The organism is Cyclobacterium sediminis (genome assembly GCF_054781075.1).
The window spans coordinates 133,276-155,970 of the sequence record NZ_BAAGVC010000011.1 but is presented as its reverse complement, the minus strand read 5'-3'; the positions used below and the strand labels follow the sequence as shown (position 1 = coordinate 155,970).

Annotated in this window: 16 protein-coding genes; all 16 read right to left on the bottom strand. The window is 39.3% G+C overall.

Going from position 1 to position 22,695, the window contains the following annotated elements:
• Positions 1-325: 325 nt before the first annotated feature.
• Complete coding sequence (locus ACYVHJ_RS13650) at positions 326-1,054, bottom strand: carbohydrate-binding family 9-like protein (protein WP_460515644.1); 729 nt, start codon at positions 1,052-1,054, stop codon at positions 326-328.
• A 209-nt stretch (positions 1,055-1,263) separates the two neighbouring features.
• Positions 1,264-1,839, bottom strand: coding sequence for a DJ-1/PfpI family protein (locus tag ACYVHJ_RS13645; RefSeq protein ID WP_460515642.1), 576 nt, complete (start codon positions 1,837-1,839; stop codon positions 1,264-1,266).
• 523 nt (positions 1,840-2,362) lie between these two features.
• Entirely contained in the window at positions 2,363-3,871 is a 1,509-nt protein-coding gene (locus tag ACYVHJ_RS13640) for a TolB family protein (RefSeq protein ID WP_460515640.1), read from the bottom strand.
• Positions 3,872-3,988: 117 nt separating this feature from the next.
• A complete protein-coding gene (gene ligD, locus ACYVHJ_RS13635) occupies positions 3,989-6,418 on the bottom strand; it encodes a DNA ligase-like domain-containing protein (RefSeq protein WP_460515638.1) in 2,430 nt (809 codons plus the stop codon).
• Positions 6,419-7,189 carry a non-homologous end joining protein Ku gene (ku, locus tag ACYVHJ_RS13630; RefSeq protein ID WP_339902058.1) on the bottom strand — a complete coding sequence of 257 codons (771 nt, stop codon included), beginning with the start codon at positions 7,187-7,189 and terminating at the stop codon, positions 6,419-6,421.
• 441 nt (positions 7,190-7,630) lie between these two features.
• On the bottom strand, positions 7,631-9,172 hold the full coding sequence (locus tag ACYVHJ_RS13625; RefSeq protein ID WP_460515636.1) for a sulfatase: 1,542 nt from the start codon (positions 9,170-9,172) through the stop codon (positions 7,631-7,633).
• A 205-nt stretch (positions 9,173-9,377) separates the two neighbouring features.
• Complete coding sequence (locus ACYVHJ_RS13620; RefSeq protein ID WP_460515634.1) at positions 9,378-9,887, bottom strand: cupin domain-containing protein; 510 nt, start codon at positions 9,885-9,887, stop codon at positions 9,378-9,380.
• 244 nt (positions 9,888-10,131) lie between these two features.
• Positions 10,132-11,709, bottom strand: coding sequence for a calcineurin-like phosphoesterase C-terminal domain-containing protein (locus ACYVHJ_RS13615; RefSeq protein ID WP_460515632.1), 1,578 nt, complete (start codon positions 11,707-11,709; stop codon positions 10,132-10,134).
• Between the two features lie 168 nt (positions 11,710-11,877).
• Positions 11,878-13,008, bottom strand: a complete 1,131-nt coding sequence (locus ACYVHJ_RS13610) for an FG-GAP repeat domain-containing protein (RefSeq protein WP_460515630.1) — start codon at positions 13,006-13,008, stop codon at positions 11,878-11,880.
• A 131-nt stretch (positions 13,009-13,139) separates the two neighbouring features.
• Positions 13,140-13,832, bottom strand: a complete 693-nt coding sequence (locus tag ACYVHJ_RS13605; protein WP_460515628.1) for a hypothetical protein — start codon at positions 13,830-13,832, stop codon at positions 13,140-13,142.
• A gap of 142 nt (positions 13,833-13,974) precedes the next feature.
• Positions 13,975-14,778, bottom strand: a complete 804-nt coding sequence (locus ACYVHJ_RS13600) for an alpha/beta fold hydrolase (protein WP_460515626.1) — start codon at positions 14,776-14,778, stop codon at positions 13,975-13,977.
• Between the two features lie 3 nt (positions 14,779-14,781).
• A complete protein-coding gene (locus tag ACYVHJ_RS13595) occupies positions 14,782-15,606 on the bottom strand; it encodes a sugar phosphate isomerase/epimerase family protein (RefSeq protein ID WP_339903287.1) in 825 nt (274 codons plus the stop codon).
• A 59-nt stretch (positions 15,607-15,665) separates the two neighbouring features.
• On the bottom strand, positions 15,666-16,517 hold the full coding sequence (locus ACYVHJ_RS13590) for a sugar phosphate isomerase/epimerase family protein (RefSeq protein WP_460515623.1): 852 nt from the start codon (positions 16,515-16,517) through the stop codon (positions 15,666-15,668).
• A 28-nt stretch (positions 16,518-16,545) separates the two neighbouring features.
• Positions 16,546-17,586, bottom strand: a complete 1,041-nt coding sequence (locus tag ACYVHJ_RS13585) for a ThuA domain-containing protein (RefSeq protein WP_460515621.1) — start codon at positions 17,584-17,586, stop codon at positions 16,546-16,548.
• 327 nt (positions 17,587-17,913) lie between these two features.
• Positions 17,914-19,419, bottom strand: a complete 1,506-nt coding sequence (locus ACYVHJ_RS13580) for a RagB/SusD family nutrient uptake outer membrane protein (RefSeq protein ID WP_339903290.1) — start codon at positions 19,417-19,419, stop codon at positions 17,914-17,916.
• A gap of 27 nt (positions 19,420-19,446) precedes the next feature.
• Positions 19,447-22,548, bottom strand: coding sequence for a SusC/RagA family TonB-linked outer membrane protein (locus ACYVHJ_RS13575; protein ID WP_339903291.1), 3,102 nt, complete (start codon positions 22,546-22,548; stop codon positions 19,447-19,449).
• Between the last annotated feature and the right edge of the window lie 147 nt (positions 22,549-22,695).

The window sequence follows — 22,695 nt, the reverse complement described above, 5'->3', positions numbered from 1 at the left end:
AATAAAAAGTTATTTTTTAAACTTCAAAAATCCTGCTAAAATGATTGTTAATGTGCTGTAAATGAATGGTATATTGAATTAAAAATCGAAAAATCTCTCTTTAACTATCGTATGTATATGTCTTTTTATAAAAATTTTTCTTTACAAACATAAAGAAAAAGAGCTAAGAAAAAATAAATGTATTAAGTTTTAAACTAAAAAATATTTTGTGATTTTTCTTTTTAATCACAAACCGAATTAATTTACTCCAATGAATTTAACACGTATGAAAAGCAGCTTATTGTTTTTTAAGAAATGAGTTGACCAAATATGTTCTCAGGGCTTTTTATTTAAACACCAGTTTCCCAAAAACAGCTGGTTTATGAAAGCTCTTACCGGTAGGGGACCAAGCATAAGATGCAAATTCTTGGCCTTGGTTTTTATCCAGTCGATAAAAATTAAGCCTAATTTCAGTCTCAGGGCTTACTTTTTCAGTAGTTGCATTGGCTAAATCTTCAAAGGGAATGGCCATTTCTACGGTCCAGCTGATGTCTTTGTCATCCCGCTTATTAAGCGTTCCCTGTACAGTTACACCTGTTTTTAGGCCCGGTAAATTGAATTTAGCTGTAGCGGGAACATCAATATTTTCTGGATCCACAATATAGCTGTCAAATATAATGTTGGCAGGGGAGACTTCGATTTCTACATAGGTATCTGGGTTATCATCCACATCAATAAATACTTCCACCACCTCTTCTTTCCACAAATATTCATCACGTTGTGTGAAATCAGCCCATATATCCGGATCATTGCATTTAAATAGAAAATACAAATTGGTGTCATCATAACATGCCTTGACATGGGTTTGTAGCGCTGATTCCTGAACTTCCTTTCCAGTACGATTATTCTTCAGGGTTATAGGTTTGGCTTGCTTCCAAATGGGTTCATTGGCTCGACCATCGATGGTCACTGGATTAGAAGTCTGTGTAGCTTCAATTATAGGATTGGACGAGTTACCTGTACAATGGACTAGTAAAAGGAAAGTGGAGATAACTAGTAGGTTACATATATTCATAATTGGTGTAGGAGTTTTTCTACTTCAAGTTGGAAATAGTGCTTTTTTTATTTAGGGATATTATTGGGGAATTAGCAATCTCACTTTTTTGATCAGTAAAATTTCTTTCAAATGGTTAGACTCCCATTAAACTTATGTTAAATTTAATCGCAAAAAAATTAGCTTTCTAATTAAAAATAAAGGGGCAATTTGCCCCTTTATCAATTTTTCTATATCTCAATCTTAGTACCCATGATTTTCAAGAATTCTCTAATAAAACTTGGGTGACCCGGCCAGGCCGGGGAGGTAACAAGGTTGCCATCCACATAGGCTTGGTCTGCAGGGATATCTTGGAATTCGCCGCCTGCTAAGGTTACTTCAGGGCCAACAGCAGGATAGGCGGTTAATTTTCTACCTTTAATTACGCCAGCTGTAGTCAAGATTTGTATACCGTGACAGATCGCAGCTACAGGCTTATCTTTTTCAAAAAAATGTTTGACCATTTCAATCAATTTATCATTCAATCTCAAATATTCCGGTGCCCTTCCACCGGCAATTACCAATCCATCGTAGTCACTAACGTTTACCTGATCAAAGCTGTAGTTGAGAACGAAATTATGGCCCGGCTTTTCCGTATAAGTCTGATCACCTTCAAAATCATGGATGGCAGTTTTTACAACGTCTCCCTTTTTCTTGTCCGGGCACACCGTATGAACAGTGTAACCAACCATCTCAAGCATTTGGAATGGAACCATGGTTTCATAGTCTTCTGTAAAGTCTCCTGTTAAGAATAATACCTTCTTCATTTCTTGGAATTTAAAAATTACAATTGATTTTTATAAGGTTGTACTCAACCTCTCATTGATGGTTTTCCGGTGCTATAGGTTCTTAATTTAGTTATTTCTAACCTAATATGAAACGATAGGTTTTTACAATTAGGTTTAAATATAAATTTCATTGTCTACGGTTTTTATCTTTAAGAGTGAATATAGGATAAAAAAGACCGATTCAATGGGCAAAAACCCATTTCTAAATATTTTTGATAGCATTCAAAAATGATTTCCGAAGGCCTAGATGTTTCAGCAATTAACCAAGGAAAATTCTTGAAAGCAAACTTATAATTCATACGATTAGGTTACCGTTGATTTACCCAATCTTGCATTATTTGTGGGAATTGACAGCCATCTTCCTACGCCCATACATTTGATGGAGAATTTTGGATCTCTTTCTCCAGTGTAAGCTCAGTACAAGGCAATATCGTCCAAGAGAGAAAAAAAAGTCCTACAACAATTTTAATTATCGCATCAATTGAGTTTTGGGAATGACTGCTTAAAGCCTGGTATTGGTTACAAAAGAGATGTATTTGCTATCTGGAGACCAACTAGGAACATTTATTGATCCTTGACCACCATATATATACCCTATTATCTGGGGCGTTCCTCCGTTGAAAGGCATAATTCTTAATAAGCATTGTTTGTAAAATGGGTGCTGATTGGGATCAATTTCTTTTGGGAAAGAAATAAAAACAATCCATTTTTGGTCAGGACTTACATGAGGAAACCAATCATTGTACTCGTCATTCGTCAATTGGACTTGATTTTCACCATTTGCGGTCATTCTCCAAAGTTTCATTTTACCGGATCTTGCTGAATTGAAAAAAATATACTCCCCATCAGGGCTGTATTCTGCTCCATCATCTAAAGTTTTCAGGTGAGTCAATTGTTGTTCAACACCGGTCTTGATATCAACAGTATAGATGTCATATTGCCCTTTCCTATTTCCCGTGAAAATCATTTTATTATTATCAGGTGACCAACCATGTAAATAAGAATCCCCGGCACCTTGTGGAGTAACTCTCACAGGAAGGGAGTCTCCTTTTGAGGGTAGGTAATACAAGGTGGATTGATTATTGTCCTCTTCATTGTGATTGCTAATGCCCATTAAACTGCCATCGAAAGTTAAAACGTGGTCATTGTTATTTTTGATGGCAAAGCCAGTATTGAATGGGCTTATTGTTCCTTCATTGATCTCATATTGGTAAAGACGGCCCCCGCCGTTATAAATCAAATGATTTCCATCTGGTGTCCAATTGGGGGCCTGAATGGAATTGGCCGTGCTGTGGAGGATTTTCCTATGTCCCGTCGATACATCCATCACCTCAAGATTGCTACCAATATAATCTCGGTAGGGTTTGAAATCCGGAGAGGGAGGCCTAATGATTCTGACATTTCTAAACTTAGCTACTTCCATTATATCAGCATTATGTGCGCATACATACAGTCCAACATATACCTGATTTTTAATACTGATATTAGTGGTAATAACCTCTCGGAATGGCTGTCCAAACTTCGCTGATGACATGATAAAGGTGTCTCCTTTTCTTTCTAACTGGATGACACTGGGAAGGCTATCTGAACTTACAATTTCCTCTGTATTACCCTTGATGGTACTTCTGAATTGTAAAGCGGTTAGCCCGTCTCCATGAATAGATGCGTTCACATGTGGTGTGTCTGCATTTAAGTCATTTTTAATTATCCATCCTGCCTTCCGATGAGGGTCAACACCTTTTCCTAAAAACTCAACCTCAGCCCTCACAATAAAATCTCCTTGTAAAGTAGTCCAGAGATACTGGAATTCATCTTTGTCAAACCACATATTTCCACCGCTACCTCCAATGGTGTAGGTTTGATCCTGTTTATGATATTGGGCAAACCCCTTATTTTTGACTGAACCAATGTCTAGATGATTATCGAACAAACCAATTTTAGTTTGAGCATAGGTGAAATTCAAAACCAAAAATAAAATCGTCGTATTTAATGTATATTTGATGAGGTGCATATTTAGTTAGGTCTTCTATTGGGATTTTGCCGATTCAGAATTATTCAAAAAAAAAGATGTTGTTTTTATTCTGATAATGTAACAATTAAATTGTTTTTAATCAATTGATTTAGTGCTTTATAGTTTGGTCAAGTTTTCGAGGGCAATGTCCATATCTATCGCTTTCCCTAAAACAGCTTTAAAATTATCTTTCCTTTCAGCCATTATCTTTGGAACGGTTTTCATGGTGTAGTCGGTGAGCTTTAATCCGGATTTGACTTCCGACCAAAGCAATGGCATGGATACCGGAGCATCCTTCTTGGGCCTTAAACTGTAAGGAGCAACAATGGTTTGTCCTTTGCGATTTTGTAGGTAATCCAGGTATATTTTTGCCCCCCTTTTTTTAAGCGACCGTTCCATGGTAGTTATTTGGGGAAGTTTTTCCCGAATGTAGTAGCAAAGCAACTTGGTGAAATTTCGGGCTTCTTCATAGCTGTATTTCCCTCCCATAGGAAGGTAAATGTGCAAACCTGATGAGCCGGAAGTCTTACAATACCCCTCAATTTTTGCCTGTTTTAGTACCTCTTTGGCAACCAAGGCGGTTTCTATGACCTGTTCAAAGGTGTTTTTATCAGAAGGGTCTAAGTCGATGATAGCATAGTCAGGGTAGTCTAATTGATAGATTGTAGAATGCCAGGGGTGTAGCTCAATGCATCCCAAATTGTTTAAATATAGCAAGGTGGCTTTTTGCTGGCATATTAGATATTTGATTACTTTGTTAGAAGAGGATGAATGGATGCTGTGGGTATCTATCCAGTCAGGTAAATGTTCATGGTCTTTTTGATAAAAAGATTCACCTTGAATGCCGTTGGGATGCCTGTGCAAACTTTCCGGGCGATCCATAAGGTAGGGTAAAATCAAGTCCGACATTTGGATATAGTAGTCTAACATGTCGTATTTGGTATAATCGGATACCGGCCAATAAGTTTTTTCGGGATGGGTGATGTGTACCATAACATCTTCCACTTTCAATGCAAACTCCTCCTCAACTGTCTTTTTTTGAGTGCTTACTTTTTCAAATGGAGTAGGGCTTTGTTCAATATTTAAATTTTTGTCTTCCCTTAACCTTAAGAAAACGGGATGGCGCATTACTTTTGAGGAAGTCCATTCAGAAAATTTAACTTCACAAATCAGCTTAGGGATCATCCACACTGCTTCACGTCCTTTCAGGTGCTTGCGTATATCGAATACAGGCTTTTCAGTTTTGAGAACTTCAAACTTATAATACATTTCATTCAACTGTTCTTCTGAAAAACCTGAACCGCAAGTCCCTACATAGGTCAGTTGACCATCTTCAATCATTCCTAGTATTAATGCACCAAACTTTCGAGACTTTTTCTCTGAAATTGTATAACCGCAAATAATGGTTTCTGTATTTTCAATCTTTTTGAACTTTAGCCAATTGGGAGAGCGAAGGTTTAAGTCGTAAGTTGAATTGGCTTTTTTAGCGATTACTCCTTCCATACCCATTTCTATGGCTCGTTCGTATACCGTTATCCCCATGGTTTCGATATGGTCACAATAGCGCAAATGAAAGGTTTCCGGAATCAATTCTTTCAGCAAGTGCTTTCGGTCTAGAAGCGGAAGTTCCAAGGTATCGTGATCGTTTAGATGCAGCAGATCGAATACATAATATACCAATCTTCCTTTGGTTGTCTCTTCATTGTAATTTTGAAGGGCATTAAATTGGGGAAGCCCTTCATCGTCTTGGACCACTATTTCACCGTCAAGAATTGCAGTATGCTCAATTCTATTGAGCGCTATATGAATAGGATAAAATTTTTCATTGAGGGAAATTCCATTGCGGGAATAGAGTTCCACCTTACCATTACTGATATTGGCCAATGCCCGATAGCCATCATATTTTAGTTCGTATATCCAGTCCTTGTCATTAAAAATTGTAGTGCCGGGTGAGGCTAGCATGGGTTTTACCAGCGATCTTAAATCCAGCTGCTTTGCACTTTCACTTTGCTCCAATGAAAAAGCCTCAACATTAAAATCTTCAGCATCGTAATCCAGGTCAGTAGCAAATGCATCGTCGTGCTTTATAAGCAACCATTGCTCTTTTTTGTTCATAGCGGAAGAACGCACCAGGGTAAAGCTTCCCTTAAGTTTCCTGCCGTGAAAAATGATTTTCAGCTTCCCCTTCTTATGATCTTTGATAAGATTATTTTGTTGATTTAAGCTTTGGTAATGTCCTTCATCCCATATGGTCATTTTTCCTGCACCATAATTGCCTTTTGGAATGACTCCTTCGAAAGTTAAATAAGCTACCGGATGATCTTCGGTTTGTACTGCCAGTCGTTTGTCCCGTGGATTCATGGAAGGTCCCTTTGGTACAGCCCAGCTCTTTAGTACTCCATCCATTTCCAATCTCAGGTCATAATGCAAATGACTGGCACGATGCCTTTGAATGACAAACCTGGATTGACTGCTCTCTTCAAGCAGATCTTTAGGTTCAGGTGTGTCCTTAAAACTTCGCTTTTCCCGGTATGCTTTGAGTCCCATCTATGAGGCTTTTTTTCTTTGCTCAAGACTTGCTTTAAGTTTTGCCATCAAATCCTTGGCAGCGGTTGGCTCACTTTTAACCTTTTCAACCTTGACTTTTTTACCTGAAGATTTAGATTCAATGGTCTTTAAAAGTTGCTCATTATAAACATCTTTGTATTTCTCGAATTGAAATTTCTCGGTGTAGTTTTCAATCAGGGATTCTGCCATGGCAATTTCCTTATCGGAAGTTTTAGATTTTGGTACTTTAATTTCCTTGGTGTCGCGGATTTCTTCCGCAAAACGAATGACATGCAAAACAATGACATTCTTGTACACACCTATGAGTGAAAGATTTTCTTTTTGCCGCATAACAAAAGTTGCCACGCCAAGTTTTCCGGTCTTCTTTAGGGCATCCCTTAGCAAATTGTAAGCTTTCCCTCCTTCTTTTTGGGGTTCGAGGTAATATGGGTTTTTAAAAAGCATATCCGCCACCTCAGTCTCCTCTACGAATTCTTCTATGTCGATGGTTTTGCTTTTTTTTAGGTTGGCATTTTCAAAGTCCTCTTTTTCTAGAATTACATAGGTATCGTCTTTTTTATAGCCCTTCACGATGTCTTTATAAGCTACCTCCTCTCCTGTATTTTCATTCACCCGTTTGTACCTGATGCGTGCATGATCATGTTTGTCAAGCATGTCTAAATCGAGGGTTCGCCCTTCTGAAGCCGAATACATTTTTATAGGGATTGAGACAAGTCCAAAACTGACAGTGCCATTCCAAATTGATTTCATAGTTTGCTGGGGTTAAAATCCGAAATTTGTCTATTCGTTTCTTAAACCTGCTGAAGGCTTGATGATCTTCCAAGGGTTCAATTCTGCGATAACAGCCCTATTCTATATTGTATGGTAAGATGTATAAAATCCCTAGCTAATTGCATAAAGCTTGTTGCTAACCTTTGTTTATATCCAAAGCCGGTTGAAGTATTTAAGATACGATGTTGACGGTATAGTTTTTTTTTACGCAACAATTTTGCCAAAATTCTGTGGTTGAACCCATTATTTACCAATGGTTTAAGGTTTAGAATAAAAAATCCCTGGAAGAAGTGACAATAAAAAGGATGGGCAGTCCTTGTAATACGAAAACTGCCCATAGGATTTCAATAGAAGAATGTTAATGAGGTTATTGCCATATAAAATGGGAATCAACAATTTAGAAATTCTTACTGAATTAGGTTAAAAAGAAACAAAGTCATCTTTTTTCACATTGCCTTCCTTATCTATTGAATACCCTTCAGGTGTACCTTCTTTCCAAGTCAAATCCGATAGCATCTCTGATAAAATCTTTCGGTGCTCTTCAATGATAGTCTTGTTTCCATCCTTATAGGCAATATTGTCCCATTCATTTGGATCGTTATCATGGTCATAGAGTTCTTCCAAATTTATTTCAGGGTAATAGATATACCTGTACCTCATGCTCCTTACTGCATGACCTTCAATAGACTTGAATTTATAGCTTGAAATAACAGGATCGGAAGTTATACTTGGGTCTTTCAGTTGTGGTACCAAACTATTCCCATCCAGATGAGCAGGTTTTTCCAGCCCGGCAAGGTCTACAAGAGTTGGATACAAATCCATTAAGCTCACTGGTTGGTTGTATCGTTTCCCTGCAAGTGACATTCCCGGGACAGCTATTAGTAGCGGGACTCTGGTTGATCTTTCGAAGAGGGTAAATTTTTCAATATTGTCTTTCTCTCCCATGTGCATGCCGTGGTCAGACCACAATACAACAATGGTGTTTTCTGCATACTCAGAGTTCTCAAAAGCATCTAGGAGACGTCCTACCATGGCATCAGAAAAAGTGATGGATGCAGCATAGGACTGAATGATTTTCTCCCATTGATTATTTTCCAGCACCCATTTCATGATATATCTTCTTCCATGATCAAATGAATCCTCCAGGTCATTTTTTTTGCGCTCCGGTAATACAATGTCCTCTAGTGGATACATGTCAAAATATTTTTGTGGCACTTCCCAAGGGTCATGTGGTTTCCACATCCCTACAGCTAAGAAAAAAGGCTTGTCATGTTTTTGACTGAGTTGGTAGCTCCCCCAGTCGGCTACATGATAATCAGCCATTTTTTCGTCCGCAACAGGAATTGCTCCCCAAGTCCACCAACTATTGGCTCCTCCTCCGGGGCGGTTTTCATTGTCTACATCTTCAGGGTAAATGACCTCTTCAGGTGCCCTCATTTGGAATGGGTGAGAAATGTAGGGGCTGGGGTAATAATAATCCCAATTTTCAGGTTCTACCTGACTCGTGGGTGACCAGGGGGGAGCTTGGCTATGGTAAATTTTACCTGCTCCAAGTGTTTTATAGCCATTGTTTTTGAAGAATTTTTCTAAGGTTGTGACCTCTTTAAGGGCTTCAAATTCTCTCCATAATGGTCCATCTCCCCAGTAAACATTTTGAGCGCCTGATCGGGCATGGTGCACGCCCGTAAGAATAGCTGCACGCGTAGGTGCACATGCAGGTGCAGGAGTATGTGCATTGGTAAAGATCATGGAAGATGCTGCAAGACGGTCAATATTCGGGGTATGAATTTTCATGCCGGTATGGCCGGACAAGAAACCTGCCCAGTCATTCATGTCATCCACCGCAATAAATAAAATGTTTGGTCTTTTCTCCGGTTGTTGTTGTGGAGGACTGCAATTACTGAGAATCAGCAATGCAATTGATAAAAGAGATAAATGAATTTTCCGATTTAAACTTTTCATAGGTGTTGCAGTGGTTTTCTTTGTATAAATATTAATCTTTAGGAGAAGAAAACTTCCATTAATTCTGTGTGTGAATTTGATAAGAAAGGGAATCATCTGTGCATGAATTCAACCGTGTTCGGGACTTTTTCGGTTAGGTTTGAGTATTTTGGGGAGATTGTATGGGGGAGAAATCGTTTCAACCATTAAATTAAATGCAGTTTTTTTAAAAATGCGTTAACCTTTCGATTATTTTTTTACAATGTGGAAATAAGTTGCTAAGCTCTTTCTTGGATTTTAACTCAAAATCATTAAAACTAAATCCCGGTGAAACAGTGCATCCTACTAAGCTGTATGAATTTTCCTCAATAACTTCCGCCCCAAACCAATGCCCTCCTGGAACAATGAGTTGGGGTGTTTCCCCTTTATCAAAATATTTACCAATTATTTGTGTTTGATGAAGTCCGGATTCTGAGATGGTATGTAACCTTAAAGGAGAGCCATCATAAAAATGCCAAATCTCATCTTGTTTAATCCTATGGAAAGCAGAAAAATCATCTGAGGTCAGTAAAAAATAAATACAAGTGGCATAATTTCTTTTGCCCTTATATCCTTCAGGTAAGCAACTTTGATTGATTTCATCTGTACTTCTATAAGTTTCCTTGAAATATCCTCCCTCAGGGTGAGGCGCCAGGTCTAATGCGTCAATTATTTTATTGATTGAATTTCCATGCATTTTTAAATATACTGAATTTTCTAATTGCTTATTAAGTCGTGACTTTTTTTAAACTTAGGATGAGGTTTACCACTGTGACCTGTTTTAATTCCATTCTCGGGTAACTATTTAAAACCCAAAAGATGTAATTTAGACCTATTGTCGATTTCTCATTAGCAGGGCTAAATAAAAAAAGTGGCTAAAGTATCAGGTACTCTGCCTGATACTTTAGCCACCCATTTAATAGGTAAGCTTATGTGTTAGATTAATAAGCCACTGGCTCAGCTACAGTATATTCGCTGGTCTCTGTAAATGTCCGGCCAAACATGTCTGTGGCTCTGACGGTGATGGTATGTTTTCCTATCGGCAGCTTGGTGTCGATGCTTCCTTTCCACAGGTGCGTAACATTGACGGGGTTGGAAGGTCTTCTTCCGGGTTCTAATTTGTCCATCAAGTCCCATTCCATCACAGCTGCTGCATAAGAAGGGTCAGGGGCTTCTACCCAGTTCATGTTTTTCCAAGGGCCATTGTCTATTCGGTATTCTACCTTATCATTTTTGTCTCCCATATAAAAATTGGCAAAAATACCTGAGCCCGAACCTCGGTTATTAGCGACTACTTTGGGGTTAAAGATCTTTATCTGGTGTTCTTTTGGTGCTCCGATTACCTGGTAATCTATTTTATATTGATTTCCTTCAATATGAAGTAGGGCATATCCTTTTGGTGTACCATCTCTCATGGTTGAAATGGGAACACCTTCATCATTTATTTTTCCGGAGTACCAGTCCCCTGAAGTGGTCCCTGCATTGTATTCATGGAATGGGCTACTTCCTTTCCATCCATCTTCTTTTGAATAGAAGTTGTGTCGTTGCAAGTGAGTATGGGCAGACATTGCAAGCCGGTTTGGGTAATCAGCTAGAATATCAAAAAGTCTTTGTCGGTCACTGTCTTTGAAGCGGTTTTCGTTGATATGTTGTAAAGGGATATGAAAGGCCAAAACAATCAATTTGTCTTTGGCTACATGTTTTAGGTCATTTTCTACAAAATCCAGCTGCGTTTTAGTAAATCCACCCCAATAACCATTGCCATCTCTGGGATCCGGATAAAGGATATCATCTAAAATTATGAAATGAGCATTTCCGTGGTTAAAAGAATAGGTGGCAGGTCCAAATACCCTTTCAAAAGATTCGTCAGAATGCTCGTCTATTTTTGCATCGTAATTCATGTCATGATTGCCCATTACATTGTACCAATGCCAGTTCGTTCTTTTTAGAATCTCTACATAGGGAGGGTGTAAATCCAGGTCATCTCCTGCCAGATCACCAAGACTAATTCCAAAACTAATATTGCTTTCATTTTTGGCCTTATCAACCACACCTTTAGCAAATTGATCCAATTCTGTTTTGTTATAAGGTTGTGGATCGCCAAATATCATTGCTGTGAAATTATCCTGCTTTTCGCTATTGTGCAGAGCAAAGTTCACTGTCTTTGGTAGTTTACCGGTTGGTTCAGAACCTTTGTACTGTAATTCGGGAGATCCTTCAGGTTTGTGGATATAATAAAAGTCAGGCAATTGATTTTCACCGACAGGCACTTTAAACCCACTTGGTTTGATGACAAAAATGATATTATCGGTTCCTATTGGTAAAGCGTACTTCCCTTTTTTATCAGTAAGTACCACTTCTTTTCCGTTGCTGACAGCCACTTCAGGAATGCCCTTTTCTCTGCGTTCCTTTTTTCCATTTTGATTGCTGTCTTCATAGACGTAGCCTGTGACGGTGTTTTGAGCCAGAAGACTAAAACTGAGACTTATTGCCCAGCAAAAGCAGATTAGTTTTTTCATGAACGATTATTTGTTTAAAGTACCAGGGAGAAAAATAATTTTAGTGATAGTCTCTCCGAAATAAAACCAAATATAAAGAAAGCACCAATCATGGATCAGTGCTGCTTATTAATTAAAAGTTAATTTAAATTTCCAGTAATTAACAACTTGGTTAAACACGATGGTTTTTTATCGGCTTCCTTTGTTGTGGAACACTACCAGGCCATCTTTTCCAGCCACCACAATGTCCTTCATTCCATTGCCATTTAAGTCTGTGACGGAAAAATAAAGGCCTGCTCCTTTACCTTCTCCAAAAGGGCCGTAGCTTATCACATTTTTGGTAAAAGACTCTCCATTCCACTTGAAATAATACATGCCCATAAAATCATTTCCTCCGGGATCATTTCCATTGTGTGCCCGGTAGCGTTTACCGGTAACCAGTTCCATTTCGCCATCATTGTCTATGTCTACCCACTCCATGGTATGGTATTGAGATTGGAAAGGGTCAATGGCATGTTTTACAAAGGAAAGGGTATTCCCTTCTTTTACTTGTTCGTACCAATGTAAACCATAGTCGTGGCCTTGTCCCACTATAAGGTCATTTAATCCATCACTATTTACGTCTGTTACGATGATGGGGACGCTGGCAGCGCCCAATTGAAAAGATTCGTGTAATTCCCATGTGCCATTTTTTAGGTCTTGTGGGGCTTCTAGCCAACCTTCAGCGACAATAAAATCTCCTCTACCGTCTCCATTGATATCGCCAAATCCCAAGCCATGGCCATGTTTTTCAGTTACCGGGTGTTTAACAAATTCACCCGTACCTTTTCCGTTTGCATCTCGGGTTAAGGTATAATATGCAAGTGGTTGATTGGGTGTATTGGGGACAATGTCGGGATGGCCATCATTGTCTACGTCCCAGGCACGTGTGGTCTCCACATTCCCGGGATTGGTGATTTCGCGCACCGCCCATTCCTTATTGCTTCCGGGGTTTTCTACCCAATATAGGGTCTTTCCAAACCATCCGCCGGTTACGTAGTCTGTCTTTCCATCTCCATTTACATCCATGGGAATGGTAGAGAAATCATCAAAGTATTCACTCACTCGCTTAACTTGACCGATTAATTGTCTCATGGAAAATTCAGGACCTTTGTACCAGTAACTACCGGAGACGATATCCAAATGACCATCTTCATCTACATCGAAAACCCCTGCGGACTCAGCGGTCTCCATGGCAATAATTTGTTTTTCAAAAGTTATAGGCTTGGGGTCATTGGTCAACCCTGCCACTATAAGTGCAATATTCAGGCTTAGATTCATGTTTTAAAGATAGTAGTTTTTCGATCAGAACTATCCTGTACTGTCCAGTATTCTAATGCTTAGCAAAGCTTTAATTGTCTTGCTATCCTGATAGAGTTATTTGTATCGGTAGATTAGGAATAAAGGATTTATTAAATTGTAAGCACAATGGATATTTTTTGCATTTTTATACCAATGTACCAATTAAGTACATTAATGAAAATTGCAAGTCCAAGCATTTCAAGTGTCTCTTCAATTGTATATAGCAACCTGTATCCTAAGCTTAAACCATAGGTTTCAAAAACATTGTTTCCGATGGTTTCAAAAACAATGGCGCCTAATAAAAATATGCCTGCTGCCAAAAACATACCAATGAGTAGTTTTTTATTGAGGTGATTGAAGAAAGGAATGTAAATCAAGCCAATTCCTGCCAAAACTAATCCGAAAACAAGTAGGCTGGTATAATAAAAAAATGAAGAATTATGATACTGTTCCTGAAGAAAAGTGAATAAAAATTCATGGATGGATATGGCTTCATCTAACATTAAAAGGAAAAACAAGAAAGAAATACCTAGCCATCTCAAATGTTTTTTACCGCTTGATTTTTTATAAACCGCAATGATTAACAATAAAAGGGACGCGACCAGAAATTGTAGGGTAGAGAATAAAGAGGGAATATTTGCCTCCTGATTAAAATCAAAAAGCAGTATTAGGAACGAGCCTAAAGTGTCATTTTGATCGAGATTAATAGCCAGAAAGATGCTGATAATATTTAAAACTAGCAACAATAAGATTGCCACTAAAAAAGCTTTAAAAAGCTTTTCCGTAGGAATGAAGAATTTCATTGGGTGAGGGTTTGGTTTTTAGTATGGGTAATGTAGGGGTGATCTCAAGATAATGAAAGAATCATTATTTTCAAAAAATAACCTAGTTTAGCTACCCAAAAAAACCTTGACCATTATTTTTCTAATGGTCAAGGTTTTCAATCTAATGTGTTAATAACCATTGTTTTACCCTCGGGTTAAAATCATCGATATTTTCCCAATGGAAGGCGTGCCCACTTTTAGAGTAGGTGTGTAAATCTGAGTTTGGAAGGTTTTCAGCAACTTCTTTGGTCATCCATAGCGGGGTGAATTTGTCCGCTTCACCTCCTAAGACAAGCACAGGTTGCTTTATTTCTTTCAATTGTTCCAGGATATAGTGTTCCATGCAGGCAGCAGCTTGTCCCTCAAGTCCGATTAATGGTTGGGGGTTGGTGTCATTATTGGCCTTTAACCTGTCTTCAAGCATTCCTTTGTAGGTTTCTTCATTATCAAAGGAAGCTTTAGAATAAATTAACAGTTGAATATATCGATTAAATTCATCTGGTTTTAGTCTGGCTTTGATGTCCATCATATGACGGAAAATATCTTTTGCGGTATTGTCACATCTTGCCCAAGGACACATGAGGACCATGGACTTTACGTGGTCTGGATGACGGTAGGCGAGTTGTTGAGCAATGATACTTCCCATGGAAACTCCTGCCACCCTTACCTTTTCCAAGCCTAGGTGTTGCAGTAAGCCTGCACAATCATCAGCCATCATGGAAGAAGTGTAAGGGCCGGCTGGTTTATCAGACTGTCCAACACCACGGTTGTCTACGATGATGCATCGGAAAAATTGCTTCCAATACTCAAGATGTTTTTCCCACACTGCTCCGGGGGCAGTAATGCCCATGATCAATAGTAAGGGTTCCCCTTCTCCATGCTCTTCGTAATAAAGGTTGATCCCATTGGATTTAATGAAAGGCATAGTTTATTTTAGTTTTGGGATTAAAGATTCCTGCACCCATTTTCCATCGTGAAGGGTTACAAAATCAGGGTCCTCCAAAGCTTCTTCGCCTTCGTCTTCACAAATGATCCATCCATCAAATTTCTCATCTTTAAGCCATTGGGTAATCTCTGTAAGGGCTACTTTCCCATTGCCCATAAGTGTGAATTCAGGATTGCCATCCCAATCTTTATAATGCACATGGTTGATCAAGGAACGGTATTCTTTCATTTTGGTCAAAGGGTCCATATCTCCGTTGATAATGTGACCTACATCAGGGCACCAGCCTGTGACTTTAGGGTCCAGAGATTCTAGGATTACTTTATAGTCCTCTTCCGTTCTGGTAATGGAAGTGTGGGGAGAGTTGGGGTGAAAGCTGCTAATAACCCCTTTGTCTGTCGCTCTTGCTGATACGGTGTTGACGATATTTACCAGGTTTTTTCTTCTCTGTGTAAGCTCATGTCTTCCGGTTGGAATCTGAACTGTGCAAAGAACTGAATCAGGGAATCTAGACAGTAATTTTATGGCTTCATCTGCTATCTTTTTCTCCTCTTCAGTTTCTTTGTTTCCGTTCCAATCTAATGCTAAAGCTACTGCTGCTAGTGAAATATTTTGTTCTTTTAGCTTGGCCTCAAGAGCGTCAGCATCGGCCAAAGGACCCATCCAGGTAAATATAGGTTGGATTCCTGTGAAGCCTGCTTTGGAGATAACTTCTATCATGTGGCCCAGCTGGCCTTTATAAGTTTCTCCATTGTTACTCATAAACCAGGTGTATACTTCTGCGCCGAAACGAAAGGGTAGTTTAGACATTTGCTTTGGTTATTTTAGTTACTGTTAAAATAAATTTTTTATGATATTTTATCCTGGGCTTAGAGCCCATGTTTTTCTCCCATGGACTTAATGAATTTGTAGCCATTTTCTGCCATTTCCCAAGGTTCGGAGAAATCTCGCCATACGCCAATGGAGTTAGCAAAATCAGGGTCATTTCTGGTGAACCCTTCTATGGTTAGCCATCCATTAAACTTTATTTCAGCCAAGGTAGCAAAGGTATCATCCCAAGGAACATGGCCGGAGCCGGGAGTGCCCCTGTCATTCTCGCTAATGTGTACATGACTCAATACCGGTGCTATTTTTCTTAGGGCATCTCCCAGGTTTTTTTCTTCAATATTTGCATGATGGGTATCAAACATGGCCCTAACATTCGGGTGATTTGTTTTGCTGATCAAATGAAGCAATTGCTCCATGGTATTGCACAGGTAACATTCAAAGCGATTAAGTGCTTCCGGTGTAAGTACAATTCCTGCCTGCTTGGCATGTTCTCCTGCTTGGTATAAAACCTCAGCACTTCTGCTGTATTCATCCTCATTGGGGGATCTTTGGGCAAATGTGGAGAAAGCAGAATGGAAAGGGCCACAGATAACTTTTGCACCTAAGTCATAAGAACGGTCTATGGTCCATTTCATTTTTTCTAGGGCTTTAGCCCTTATTTTAGCATCAGGGTCTATGGGGTTTTCATCAGGTCCCATCACAAATACTGTACTGCTTTCCAGTCCTAGTCCTTGGGTAAAATTGCCTATTTCTTTATAGGCTTTTTCATCCGGTGCACCTACAAAAAACTCCACCCCGTCATAGCCTATGGTTTTGAGTCTTTCGATAATTGGTTTCAATTCATCAGAAACTGCAGCGGACCAGGCCAAGACATTAAATCCAATCTTATTCATTATCTATTATTATTTTAGGCTTTAAAAATTATTCGAAATCTGTGACTTTCATACCGCGTCGGAAATTGTCAAATCCAAACATGGTGGGCGCATAATCTCCGACAATATCTACATTGGCTTTTTCAGGTATATTGTCTTCCATGTCAAGTCCCCAATAGCTTGCGTTAATGATTAATCGGCGCAAGTCCTCACTTAATAGGTCTATGGATGCCCCCAAAGTGCTTGCAAATACTTTTCCTTTTTTACCTCCCTCTATTTGGTAGGTTTTGGTCCATACCACAGGCATTAATGATTTTTTCCAGTTGATTGGTGCCTCAGCATTCATTCCGGAGGTAGATGCACCATGGATCAAAACCTCAGCATCTTCACCAATACCGTTTACTGTGTATACATCAGAAGCAGCCCAAATGTCGGTCACTCCATTTAATATAGGGTTTTTGGCAGAAACCTGAATTCCATCTAAAAGAGCTCTGGTACCTTCCACAGCATGGTGGCCGTGATGTGCTACCCATGTTTCACCCAATATCTTTTTACCAAATCCTTTCTCCCATCCGGGTACATTGCTTTGCCAGTGGTACTTGGCGTAAGGACTTTTGCTGTCCTTTCCATAATTAAAGGCATGAGTAGAAGTACGTAAAGCAATCAAAGGTTTTCCTGACTTCAGGTAATCATCAAAATGTTTCATTTGTTCATCGGGAAGTTCTCTGAATCGCAACAAGATGATAACAAGGTCTGCCTCCTGAAGATGCTCCATGCCCGGGATATTGGTTTTATAATTTGGGACTACATTATTGTTTTCAGGATTGATAGCAAATAAAACAGTGGTATTAAAACCATGATGTTTGGAAAGGATTTTTGCCAACATAGGCAATCCTTCTTCAGATCTGTATTCATCGTCACCACTTATTAGGACTATATTTTTGCCTTTCCCGGCACCATTTTCTCCTTCGAATTGCAAAAGCAACTTGTCTTCTTGAGCCAAGGCTAAACCTGCAGTGATTAAGAAAGTGAAAACGAAGAGGCTGGCTACTTTGAGCCTACTGTTTTTAATCTGACGGATTGTTTTCATTGGTTGTAATTATTATTTCAAGTTTTATTCCGGTTTATCAGTTGCCACTATAATTAGCGAAGAAAGCTCAATCGTCTAGGCATTTATAAAAGAGGATCTATTGAAATGAGTCCTGTTTAAAATTGCATCGAATTGACTGAATTATTATAGTTCCTACCTAAAATAAATCCCTTTGGGATAATTCGGGTTTAAAGTAATAAAATTGTTTGTAACATTCCTTCATTTATTCAATTAGATCTGAGTAAAAAAGGATAAAAGGGGTAAAAGAATGATTCAATTTCTTTTTACCCCTTTTCTTTTAATTGACTGTTAAGTTATATTGGTATCTCAATAACCTTGGTTTTGGCTCAGTTTGTCGTTGTTTCTGATTTCGGCAGTAGGAATTGGGAAAAGCAATTCCCGCTCAGTTACCGTAGGACCATAGGTAAATTGATGCCCAACATAATCTTCAAATTCTCCGGAAACTACATTCCAGGCTTTTCGTAACCTTACCATGTCAAACCATGTTTTGTTTTCAAAGCACATCTCTACCCATTTTTCGCGCCATACAGCTTCTCTAAATTCTTGCTGGCTAAGGTTTTCCAGTGCGGGCAACTCCGCCCTGTCTCGAATTTTGTTAATGGCTTCATAGGTAGCATCCGTTGGTCCATTGACTTCATTCATTGCTTCAGCATAGATAAGTAATACCTCAGCAAAACGGAAGACAGGCCAATTTAAGCCACTACTGGTAGAATTTAGTTGGGCTTCTTCATCAAAATGTTTCCAGATATAATAGTCTCCCAGTTCTTTGATGGTGCTTCTGTCGGACTCCAAACTGTATTCTGTATAGAAGAATGTCTTTTCATCAGCTCTTTTGTCACCGTCTTCAAATGCATCTACAAACTCTTGATTGGAGAAGATGCCTCCGGTCTCTGCGCTATAAGCAGAAATGCCTCGATTATAAGGAATAATGGAAACCTGCCAAGAAGAAGGAATAGTAAAGGCTGCATATTGTATCATAAATATATGCTCACCTTGATTTTTATCTTCAACAGAATGAAGTTTATCATAATCAGCAAACAAATCAAAGGTACCTGATTGGATAACATCATTGGCTTTCTCTGCGGCAAGTTGGTAATACTGGTCTCCGGCTTGTAGGGGATAACCGGCCATGGTGAGGTAAACACTGGCCATTAAAGTTTTTACAGCCCCCAGTGAAACCCTGCCGCTGGTGTCTCTCCAAGGTAGACCGGCATTCTCAGCTACTTCAAGGTCTGCCACAATCTGATCATAAATGGTAGCTGTAGAAGCAGCTTCCGGATACAGTTCCGGACTGGTTAAGTCAATCGGAGAGGTTATCAACGGGATGTCACCAAAAATTCTTACCAGGTTAAAGTAATAGAATGCCCGTAGAAATCGAGCTTCTCCCAAAAGTCTTTTTTGGGTCTCACTGTCCATCTCTATTTCAGGAATTTTTTCAATCGCCAGATTCGCATTGGCTATCCCTCTGTAGTAACTGGTCCAGTATGTTTGTCCATAACCATTGTCAGAATTGTTGATCAAATTCCTTACAAATAAGCTGTTTTGTGCCTGCCCAAGTTCTGTATTGGCCAAGCCTGTGGAAAATTCAAGCATCATCCACGGACCTCCACCAAAACCTGATTGCATCACCGGTCTAAGGCTTTCGTAGATGGAATTGACTACACTGGAGGCATGTTCAGGAAGCGTGAAATAATTCTCTAAAGTGAAATTCGATTTGTCTGTCTCATCGAGGAATTCATTGCATCCCCAAGTGGTGATCATTAGCAAACTGATAAGGATCACACGACTTATTTTATTTATATTTTTTTTCATAGCATTCAAATATTCAAGTGAAACTTTTTAAAGGGCGATATTTAATCCGAGCATAAAAACCCTTGGCTTTGGGTAAGCATAAAGGTCTACACCTTGGTCAAATGGAGATCCGGAAGTGGAAACTTCAGGGTCATAGCCTTGAAACTTGGTGCTTAGGAAGAAATTTTGAACCGACACATAAGCCCTTAATCTGCTTAATTTTAGCCTTTGAATTAGGGTAGGTTCAAAGGTGTAGGCAAGGAGTAAATTTCTTCCTCGGAGGAAAGAACCATCCTGTGTCCTGTCTGAATCATTGAAGGTATTGTATCCTGCAGTCAATGGTCTCAATTGGGCAATATTTGTGTTTTGGTTGTCTGGTGTCCAGGCATTCAATACCGTTTTAAAACTATTGGCGATCCCCTGACGGTCTTCAGCGGAGTGCTTGCTTCGCCACAGTACCTTATTTCCATAATTAAACTGCAGGTCAACCATTAATTCCAGGTTTTTGTACTGGAAAGTGTTCATAAATGTGCCAAATCCTTTAGGAATTCCCTGGCCAATGATCACTCTATCGTTGTCATTAATGGCACCATCTCCATTAACGTCTTCATATTTGATGTCTCCCGGTAGTTTGAGGTACTGGGCAGCGAGGTCAGTTTCATCTGTGTCCCATGTTCCCAAATGAACAAATCCAAAGAAAGAGCCAACAGGTTCCCCTTCTCTAATGATAGTAGAGCCGGAAAATATGTCTGCTCCACCGGTGAGCTCCAAAACTTTGTTTCGGTTTATAGAGATATTAAAGTGCGTGTCCCACTTGAAATCATTGTTTACGATGTTTACAGAATTAAGGGCAAATTCAACTCCTTTGTTTTCCATGCTACCGATATTTCTAGTAACCAAGCTGTACCCACTGCTGGAGGGAACGGGGGCATTTAGTAGCATGTCTTCTGTCAGTTTTCTATACAGGTCCAGTTCAAATGTAAGCCTGTTATTTAGCAGTCCAAGCTCCAACCCTACATCCGTTTGAAATGTTTTTTCCCACCTAAGGTCAGGGTTTGAAAGCCGGTTGACACCCAGTCCTATACTCCTTGAGTCATTGAAGATTACCGTATAGTTGCCCATTCCTGCCAAAGCCTGATAGGCGGCTATTTCAGAATTTCCGGTTACCCCATAACTGGCCCTTAATTTTAGGTTTGAAATGGTTTTATGGTCTTTAAGAAAATCTTCTTCAGAAATTCTCCATGCCAAAGCAGCTGATGGGAATACCGCGTACCTATTGGCTTCTCCAAATTTGGATGATCCATCAATTCTTCCGGTAAAGGTTACTAAATATTTTTCTTTTAGGTTGTAGTTAAACCTACCGAAATAAGAGTTTAAACCATAGGCTGAAGTACCAGAAAGTGTTTGATAAACATTGGCTCCGGCTCCCAGGTTATTAAATTTGAAATAATCATCCTGAAAATCTTGAGACCTTGCAGTACTATTGAACCGATCAACATGCTGCCAAGAAATACCCAGTAAGGCATTGATAGATTGGTTTTCATCGATGTCTTTATTGTAAGTAAGATAGTTTTCAAACTGCCAGGAGTTTAAGCGATCATTCATTACGGAAGCATCCCCTCGTTGGTTTCTTGCAATATAATTTAGGGTTCTTCCTCCATAATAGTCCACCCTTTGGTTGATTATATTGCTGGCTAATACTGAGCGAAGCTCAAGCCCTTCTGCCAGGTTAAAATTAGCATAGATATTGCCTAACATGGTTTGGGTATTGACAATATATACACGGTCATTTACTACATGAAGCGGATTGTTTCCCCCTTCCATACCCGGATAATCTTCATTGCCTGCCCAGCTTCCATCGCTGTATCGAACAGGAATAATGGGAAGCGCTTCCAGTACTTGGCGCATGGCGATTATGCCTCCAGCCCCAAGCGGATCCACCTGGCTTTCTTTTTGATCTGTATAGCTCAAGCTTCCTCCTACTTTTAACCATGGCTTTATCTGGCTGTCAAACACAAATCTGCCTGCATATCGCTTTAGGTAGGATTCTCGCATCAATCCTTCTTCATTTCTGTGATTGACATAGATTCCATAACTGTCTTTTTCATTGCCACCCGTAAGTCCTAATTGATGATTTTGAGTAATCGCTTTACGGAAAGATTCATCCTGCCAGTCTGTGTCATGTAGGGGATTTCCATTCGCATCAAACAATAAGGGATTGGTTCTTTTTAACTTTGGATCGGTATAAATGCCATTGGCCCAACCTGTGGGATCGTATTTTTGTGCATTTTGATAGGCGATATCTTCCACCATAAGAAATTCTTCTGCATTGAGTAAGGGGATTTTCTTTGGCAATACACCCACACTTACATCAGTGTCAAAGGTGATCATTCCTCCTTTGTTGCTGCCTCTTTTTGTGGTTACCAAAATCACTCCATTTGCTCCTCTTGCACCATAAATGGCAGTAGCCGAGGCATCCTTTAGTACCTCTACTGAAGCAATATCATTGGGGTTGATATAATCAATGGGGGTGCTACCGTTTGCTAGGCCGGCTGCATGGATAATGACTCCGTCAATTACATACAAAGGATCATTGGCGATACTTACAGAAGTGTTTCCTCTGATTCTGATATTGGCACGTCCTCCGGGTCTCCCGGAATTTACAGATACATTAACACCCTGAATTCTCCCCGAGAGCGCTTGGGTTAAAGAGGCTGAAGGCCTTTCTTGAAGGGTTTCGCTACTAACCGATCCTACGGCACCTGTTAGATCTGATTTTTTTTGGGTCCCATATCCTACAACGACCACCTCAGATAAGTCTGAAAACGAATAATTGAGTAAAATCTCTATATTATTCATTCCTTCTTCAATGGTCACTTCCTTGTTTTCATAGCCAATAAAGCTAGCGACCAGGGTTTCACCATTGTTGACTTCCAGGCTAAATTTACCATCAATGTCGGTGACAGTGCCTCGGTTTGTTCCTTGAACCAAGATGGATACTCCCGGGATCAATTCTTGGTCTTCCTGAGATTTTACCAGGCCATTAATTGTTCTATTCCCTTGGGCCAATGAAGGACCGGATAGTAAGAAAAGAGAGAGAACAAAAGCCAGTATCTGGAATTTGTTTGATTTAATAAAATTTCTTTTCATAATTTTTGGGTTTAATTGATAATAATAAAGCAATATAAAATGGTTACTTTTTTATAAAATTGATTAAAAAAGTAAATAAAGCCATCCTGTTCTGTCCTGTTTTATTTATTTAAATCAAAATATGATTAAATAAATAAAAAACATTTA